General features: G+C 63.2%; 8 protein-coding genes. 4 read left to right on the forward strand and 4 right to left on the reverse strand.

The window, feature by feature from the left end; genetic code table 11:
• Positions 1-96 precede the first annotated feature (96 nt).
• Entirely contained in the window at positions 97-936 is an 840-nt protein-coding gene (locus YU9_RS0134040) for an ABC transporter ATP-binding protein (RefSeq protein WP_027576776.1), read from the forward strand.
• A gap of 12 nt (positions 937-948) precedes the next feature.
• Here YU9_RS0134040 and YU9_RS0134045 read toward each other — a convergent pair whose 3' ends face one another.
• On the reverse strand, positions 949-2,100 hold the full coding sequence (locus YU9_RS0134045) for an AGE family epimerase/isomerase (RefSeq protein ID WP_027576777.1): 1,152 nt from the start codon (positions 2,098-2,100) through the stop codon (positions 949-951).
• Between the two features lie 86 nt (positions 2,101-2,186).
• Between YU9_RS0134045 and YU9_RS0134050 the strand changes: the two genes are divergently transcribed.
• From YU9_RS0134050 to YU9_RS0134065, 3 genes are all read left to right on the forward strand, one after another.
• Positions 2,187-3,410: a phenylacetate--CoA ligase family protein gene (locus YU9_RS0134050; RefSeq protein WP_027576778.1), complete on the forward strand. Its 1,224-nt coding sequence runs from the start codon at positions 2,187-2,189 to the stop codon at positions 3,408-3,410.
• A 520-nt stretch (positions 3,411-3,930) separates the two neighbouring features.
• Positions 3,931-4,167 carry a hypothetical protein gene (locus YU9_RS43340; protein WP_245266648.1) on the forward strand — a complete coding sequence of 79 codons (237 nt, stop codon included), beginning with the start codon at positions 3,931-3,933 and terminating at the stop codon, positions 4,165-4,167.
• Between the two features lie 746 nt (positions 4,168-4,913).
• A complete protein-coding gene (locus YU9_RS0134065; protein ID WP_027576779.1) occupies positions 4,914-5,120 on the forward strand; it encodes a hypothetical protein in 207 nt (68 codons plus the stop codon).
• 185 nt (positions 5,121-5,305) lie between these two features.
• On the opposite strand, the gene YU9_RS46605 is transcribed toward YU9_RS0134065, so the two are convergent.
• The 3 genes from YU9_RS46605 to YU9_RS0134080 all read right to left on the reverse strand — a co-directional run.
• Positions 5,306-5,518 (reverse strand): hypothetical protein, encoded by a 213-nt coding sequence (locus YU9_RS46605; protein WP_027576780.1) that lies wholly within the window; start codon positions 5,516-5,518, stop codon positions 5,306-5,308.
• Between the two features lie 164 nt (positions 5,519-5,682).
• Positions 5,683-5,820 (reverse strand): hypothetical protein, encoded by a 138-nt coding sequence (locus tag YU9_RS48375; RefSeq protein WP_156952284.1) that lies wholly within the window; start codon positions 5,818-5,820, stop codon positions 5,683-5,685.
• Between the two features lie 72 nt (positions 5,821-5,892).
• The coding region (locus YU9_RS0134080; protein WP_027576781.1) for an IS3 family transposase at positions 5,893-6,103 on the reverse strand (211 nt) is incomplete at its 5' end.

The raw sequence follows: 6,103 nt of genomic DNA on the forward strand, positions 1-6,103 counted from the left end.
TGACCCGGCCATCCACGTCTGACGTCACACACAAAGTACGTGGATGCCCGGGACAAGCCCGGGCATGACGAGCGCAGCAAATTGGCGGCACCCAACATGACCGACACCCTCGAAGCATCCCGCCCCACCCCGACCGCCGTGCCACCCGCTCCCCTCCTCGCCGTGCGCAACATCGAGGTCGTCTATGACGACGTCATCCTGGTGTTGCGCGGCCTCAGCCTCGACGTGCCCAAGGGCGCGATCGTGGCGCTGCTGGGCGCCAACGGCGCAGGAAAGTCGACGACGCTGAAGGCGATCTCGGGGCTGCTCAAGACCGAGGACGGCGAGGTGACGCGCGGCGAGATCCTGTTCGAAGGTGAGCGCATCAACGGCATCGACCCCGACAAGATCGTCCGCCGCGGCATCTTCCAGGTGATGGAGGGCCGGCGCATCGTCGCCGACATGACGTCGCTGGAGAACCTCAAGCTCGGCGCCTTCACCCGCAGGGACCGCGAGGTCGATGCCGACCTCGACATGGTCTTCAACTACTTCCCGCGCCTGAAGGAACGCACCGGCCTTGCCGGCTACCTCTCCGGCGGCGAGCAGCAGATGCTCGCGATCGGCCGGGCGCTGATGGCACGCCCGAAGATGATTTTGATGGACGAGCCGTCGATGGGCCTGTCGCCGCTCCTGGTGAAAGAGGTGTTCTCGATCATCCAGAAGATCAACCGCGACCTAGGCGTCACCATCCTGCTGGTCGAGCAGAACGCACGCGCCGCGCTCTCGGTGGCAAGCCACGGCTATATCATGGAGCAGGGCAAGGTCGTGCTCGACGGCACCGCGGACGAATTGCGCGACAACGAGGACGTCAAGGAATTCTACCTCGGCGGCGCAGGCGACCAGCGCAAGAGCTTCAAGAACCTCAAGAGCTTCAAGAGGCGCAAGCGCTGGCTGTGATCCACAACGAGCCTAGCCCAGCACCTGCTCCGCTTCCGTGACTGCGCAGAGAACATGATAAAACGACGACGCAGGAATGGTGTCGATCAGCGATTTGCCGTCGCGATCGAACTGGTCGTACCAGCCACCCTTCACGGGATGGCTGAGATAATGCCGTTCGAGCCGCACCAGCGCCGCGCGCGCCTCGTCCGCCGCACCCGCCTCGCCCGATTCGGCTTGCGCGATCCACGCCTTCGCGATCTCGGTCTGCGGCCACAGCCGGCGCGTGCTGCGGCGGATGCTGCCGGCGTCATCCCCTTCGTCAGTCATGCAGCCCGTGGTCTCGTCGCGGTAGCGCAGCGCGGTCGCCAGCAGTTCGGCGCGCCGCTGCCCGGTCGGGCAGCCCGTGATGCGCTCGAAACCTTTCAGCAGCCAGACCCATTCTGCCTGGTGGCCCGGCTCGACGCTGACCGGCTCGATCTTCGACCAGTCCTCCTCGAAATACTCCGTCAGGATGCGCTTCTGCTTGTCGTAGAGATTGGCCAGGAACAGTGCGAAGAATTCTCCGGCACGGTTCTGGAACGACAGATCGTGGGTCGCCTCGAAGCACGCGATCATCGCCTCGAACAGATGCATGTGCGGGTTCTGCCGGCGCGGCAACGAGACCGGAAGGCCTTCGTGAACGCCACCATGGGGCGAGCGCAGATGGCCGTCGAGGAAGGCGAGCAGCGCATCGATCTCGGCGCGGACCTGCGCATCCTGGTCGAGCGCGTAGACGCTGGCGAGCGCAAACAGGATGAAAGCGTGGTCATAGGCATCCCGCCGGGCATCCAGCACCGATCCTTCCGGCGTCAGCCGGTGCACATAGCCCGGCCGGCCGTCGGGCGCCTTCGCTCTGGCCAGCAGATGCTCCAGCCCCTTCAGCGCGATGGCACTCCCCTCAGGATACCAGCCCATCTGTGCAGCCTTGGCATAGCACCAGATCTGACGGGCCTGCACAAACACGCGCCGGGGCGCGGCCGCATCCGCTGCGCCATCGCGGTGCAGCCTGTCGATGAAGCCGCCCGCGGCATGATCCCAGCCAACCGTCGACCACAGCGGCAGCGCCTCGTCGATCATGCGGCGCTTCAGGCGCGCGACGACGTTCGATGCCTCGTCCGCCGCAAAGATTCCTTCGTCCGCCATCGGGTCCCCTCTAGGCCTCGCCAATGGCGGTCTGATAGCCATGCCGGTGGCGGCGCGCAACGGATGCCAACACGGAAAGAACAGCCATGACCGCCCATTACGACGCCCGCGAGACGCGTGAGCAAGCCGCGCGCGAGGCCGACCTGTTCGCCCGCCTTCCGGAGGTGCTGCGAGCCGCGATGGCCGCCCCGGCCTATGCCGAGCGGCTGAGAGGTCTCGATCCCGCCGCCGTGACCTCCAGGACGGCTCTGGCCGGCCTGCCGGTATTGCGCAAATCGGAACTGCCCGCTCTGCACAAGGCCTCTGCGCCCTTCGGAGGGTTCGTGGCGGGGACGCCTGGCTCGTTCGCCCGTCTCTTCACCTCTCCCGGCCCGATCTTCGAGCCGGAAGGGCGGCAAGCCGATCCCTGGCGCGGCGCGAGGGCGCTGTTCGCAGCCGGGTTCCGCCCTGATGACATCGTCCTCAATACCTTCAGCTACCATCTCACCCCCGGGGGGTTCATCTTCGATGCGTCGGCGCGCGCGCTTGGCTGCGCGGTGATCCCGGCTGGCCCCGGCAATACAGAACAGCAATTCGAGCTGATCGAGGCCTACCGGCCGGTCGGCTATAGCGGCACGCCGGACTTCCTGAAGATCCTGCTGGATGCCGCGGCGAGCGCGGGTCGCGACGTCTCGTCGATCAAGCGCGCGCTGGTCTCGGGCGCGGCCTTCCCGCCCTCGCTCCAGGCCGAGATCAAGGCGCGCGGCATCGACGCCTACCAGGCCTTCGGCACCGCCGATCTCGGGCTCATCGCATTCGAGACCGAGGCGCGCGAAGGCATGGTCGTGAACGAGGACCTGATCCTGGAGATCGTCAAACCCGGCACCGGGGATCCGGTAGTGCCGGGCGACGTCGGCGAGATCGTCGTGACTTCGCTCGACCCACACCATCCCTGGATCCGGCTCGCGCTCGGCGACCTCACCGCGGCCCTGCCCGGCACGAGCCCATGCGGGCGCACCAACATGCGGATCAAGGGCTGGATGGGCCGCGCCGACCAGACCACCAAGATCAAGGGCATGTTCGTCCGGCCCGAGCAGGTCGCCGAGATCGGCAAGCGCCACTCTGCGCTCGGAAGACTACGTCTCGTCGTCACGCGCCAAGGCGAGACCGACGCGATGACGTTGAGAGCGGAAACGGCGGCCGCCAGCGAAGCACTACGCGAAGAGATCGCCGGCACTCTGCGCGCGGTGACGAAACTCGGCGGCACCGTCGAGCTGGTCAACCCCGGCGCGCTGCCGAACGACGGCAAGGTGATCGCGGACGAGCGCTAGTCTCAGCTCGATTTCGACAGCCGGTAATTGAACCACTGTTTTGCCCGACGGAGCAACAGAAATTTCGGTATTTCAAAAATATTCTTCAGCGCAACCCCCAGCTCTTAACCAACCTTTTGGCCCGATGTCGCGGGACCGCTCTACCGCTAGCGGCTTGCCTCCCGCTCCGTTCGCAGGAATCTATCTCACGTGAGCACCAAGTCGCGAGAGGTCATCTGGGGCGCCGGATCATGAGCGCGAAGATCCACGCTCAGGGAGCCCGCGCGCGTGCCGAGCAGGCCGTGCGGGAGGCGGACCGAGCAGAGGCCGAAGCCTGGTTCGCCCGCATGGAGGGCTATGGCGGCCCTGCCCAGCCCTCTCCGACCATTGGCCAATGCCTCAACGGCGGGCTTGCCTGGCTGGAGGTCGAGTGCGCCCGCTGCAAGACACGCCCTTGCCCGATGCGGCCCTTAAGATAGTGGCCCGTGGCGAGTCGAAGGGAGATCAGGCCGCGGCATGAAGCACGTTGAGGCCCGCCCCTATGCGGATCCTGAAGCCGCAGCCCGCAAGCTCGTCCAGATCGCATTCTGGTATCGAGCCGGTTCAGGAGCCGCATCCATATCGAGAAGATCAATGCGCCGCCTCTCTACAGCCTGAAAGGCACGGCTCGGAGTTCGGTGCCGGCATCAAGCATGCTGTCCAGCAAGGTTGGCTCGAGCTGCACGAAAGCGACACCTTTGTGCGCCTGCTCGCGCCAAGCAAGAATCTCCTGAAGTAGAGCGTGCACTCATAAAATCGTTCGCGACGCTTTGCTATCTGAGGGAGACATCAAGCAAACACTGATGCAGGTCGTCCTTGGGCCACAAGCGAACACAGCGGCTACGGATTTTCCCGGAGCATAGGAACGTGTGAGAGCCTGCGGTCGTTGATCCGGGAGCCCGTTTCAACACGAGGATTCAATGAAACGGCGTCGCCCACACGGAGAGATAAGTACTGCAAGTTTCCTGATACGGATGTTCGGCGTTCTCGCGGCGATGCATCTGATCAGGAGGCGTTCCCGCAACAATGTAGCGTCCCATGTCTAGAGAAGCTCTTTCAGATCAACTGACGGAAGTCGGGCGCCAGTTGGCGAAACTGCAAAAGTGGGTTCACGTCAGGATCGAGAGGGAGGGTGCTGCCGGAGCTGGGGGCTGGCGGGTCCTCAATCTCAAGTACAAGGCCGCGACATCCCCAGCGGCCCCGTATCAGGTCACAGATTGTGCATGGGCGAGCTAAAGAACGGGCAAGTGCTCCGTTTCAGGCTGGCGAGCCACTGTGCTAAGTCAACCGGTGACCACTAACTCGGTAGCAATCTCAGTTAACTCCCGCCGGCTCCCAAGTCGGCGGGTTTTTCTTTCAACCTTTAGATCGACGAAATGCGCCGATGCAGACCGCCGGACATTAACTTGGCTTTAAGACCCGTTGTCTGGTAGCGCCGGGTCATATAGATAGAGCCTGTGTTCGCGTCAGTTGCGTTTGAGATTCATGATTACGTACAAACAGTACCACATCCAGCGATTTGAGCACGGCCATAAGCGTTGGGTTGCCCGCATCACGCGGGCGGATGGTCAGGACATCCGCACCATCCTGCCGGCCTCTGAGCATCCCTACCTTGATACGAAGCCCACCGCGTCCGCCGAGGAAGCCGAGGAGCTTGCCAAGGAAGGCATCGACTTTGGCGGTATGGTTTAGGCGGCTCGTCCAGCGCGTACGTCGCGGCTTTGCACGCGACATCTCGCGACAGCGCGTGGAGAAATCGCTCGCTTGGCCGCAAGTTGCGCCAGCCCTTTTTGCGATTCGATTGCCCGGAGCAGCGAGGGTCCTTATGCGCTTCCAGATGGGCAATGGCCTTGTTTAGGAAGCTATCACCCGGCAGCTCACAGCACCATACCCCGCTTCCCGAGCCACGCCAGCACCGTCGAGCAAGCGGCCGAAAGCAATGCGGTCCAAAACCAGGACCGTCCACGGGCGGCGCTGATTGAGCGCAGATACAGGAAGGCTCCGAGGATCTTTCCGTAATTCCTTCGAAATTCTCCGTTAAGCTTAGCCAGTTCCGGCAGATCGGATAATGGCTTGCATTCGTCGGCCATTGCGCTGGGCTCCATTTGCGGCTGAACCAGCACCCATGAACCACTGTTTTGCCAGACGATGCATGTTCCATTTCGGCTTTTCGATACGCTGCTGGTCGCCGGCCGCTAGACGCCTGGTACAGTTGGTCGCCAACTAAAAATGCCGACCCAAGTGGCGCAGTCGCCTATCTCAGACTTGAATCAGGCCAGTGGGGCACCTCATCAGCGGGCCGGGATCGACGCAGGTTCGGCCGCACCATCGCGTAGAGCAGGAAAAGGCCGATGGTGATGGCCACCGCCAGCAGGGGAAAAATGTAGTTCATGCCGCCTCCAAGTCTTCGAACTAAATGCTAGCAGGGATGGATTGAGCTGCTGCCGGTTTGATGGACACCAGGTTAAGCTAATCCCACCTTGCGCTCGAACTCAACCGGGCTGAGATAGCCGATGGTCGAGTGCCTGCGGATCGTGTTGTAAAATCTTTCGATATAGTCGAACACGTCGGCTCGTGCCTCGTCTCTGGTTCGGTAGATCTTGTTGGCGGTCCGTTCGGTCTTGAGCGACGAGAAGAAGCTCTCCATCGCCGCGTTGTCCCACACGTTGCCGGAA

Origin of the sequence: Bradyrhizobium sp. WSM1743 (assembly GCF_000473065.1) — a bacterium.
Classification (GTDB): Bacteria; Pseudomonadota; Alphaproteobacteria; order Rhizobiales; family Xanthobacteraceae; genus Bradyrhizobium.

Coding starts and splice junctions, on each gene's coding strand:
- YU9_RS0134040 (WP_027576776.1), top strand. CDS start 97: ATGACCGACACCCTCGAAGCATCCCGCCCCACCCCGACCGCCGTGCCA.
- YU9_RS0134045 (WP_027576777.1), bottom strand. CDS start 2,100: ATGGCGGACGAAGGAATCTTTGCGGCGGACGAGGCATCGAACGTCGTC.
- YU9_RS0134050 (WP_027576778.1), top strand. CDS start 2,187: ATGACCGCCCATTACGACGCCCGCGAGACGCGTGAGCAAGCCGCGCGC.
- YU9_RS43340 (WP_245266648.1), top strand. CDS start 3,931: ATGCGGATCCTGAAGCCGCAGCCCGCAAGCTCGTCCAGATCGCATTCT.
- YU9_RS0134065 (WP_027576779.1), top strand. CDS start 4,914: ATGATTACGTACAAACAGTACCACATCCAGCGATTTGAGCACGGCCAT.
- YU9_RS46605 (WP_027576780.1), bottom strand. CDS start 5,518: ATGGCCGACGAATGCAAGCCATTATCCGATCTGCCGGAACTGGCTAAG.
- YU9_RS48375 (WP_156952284.1), bottom strand. CDS start 5,820: ATGAACTACATTTTTCCCCTGCTGGCGGTGGCCATCACCATCGGCCTT.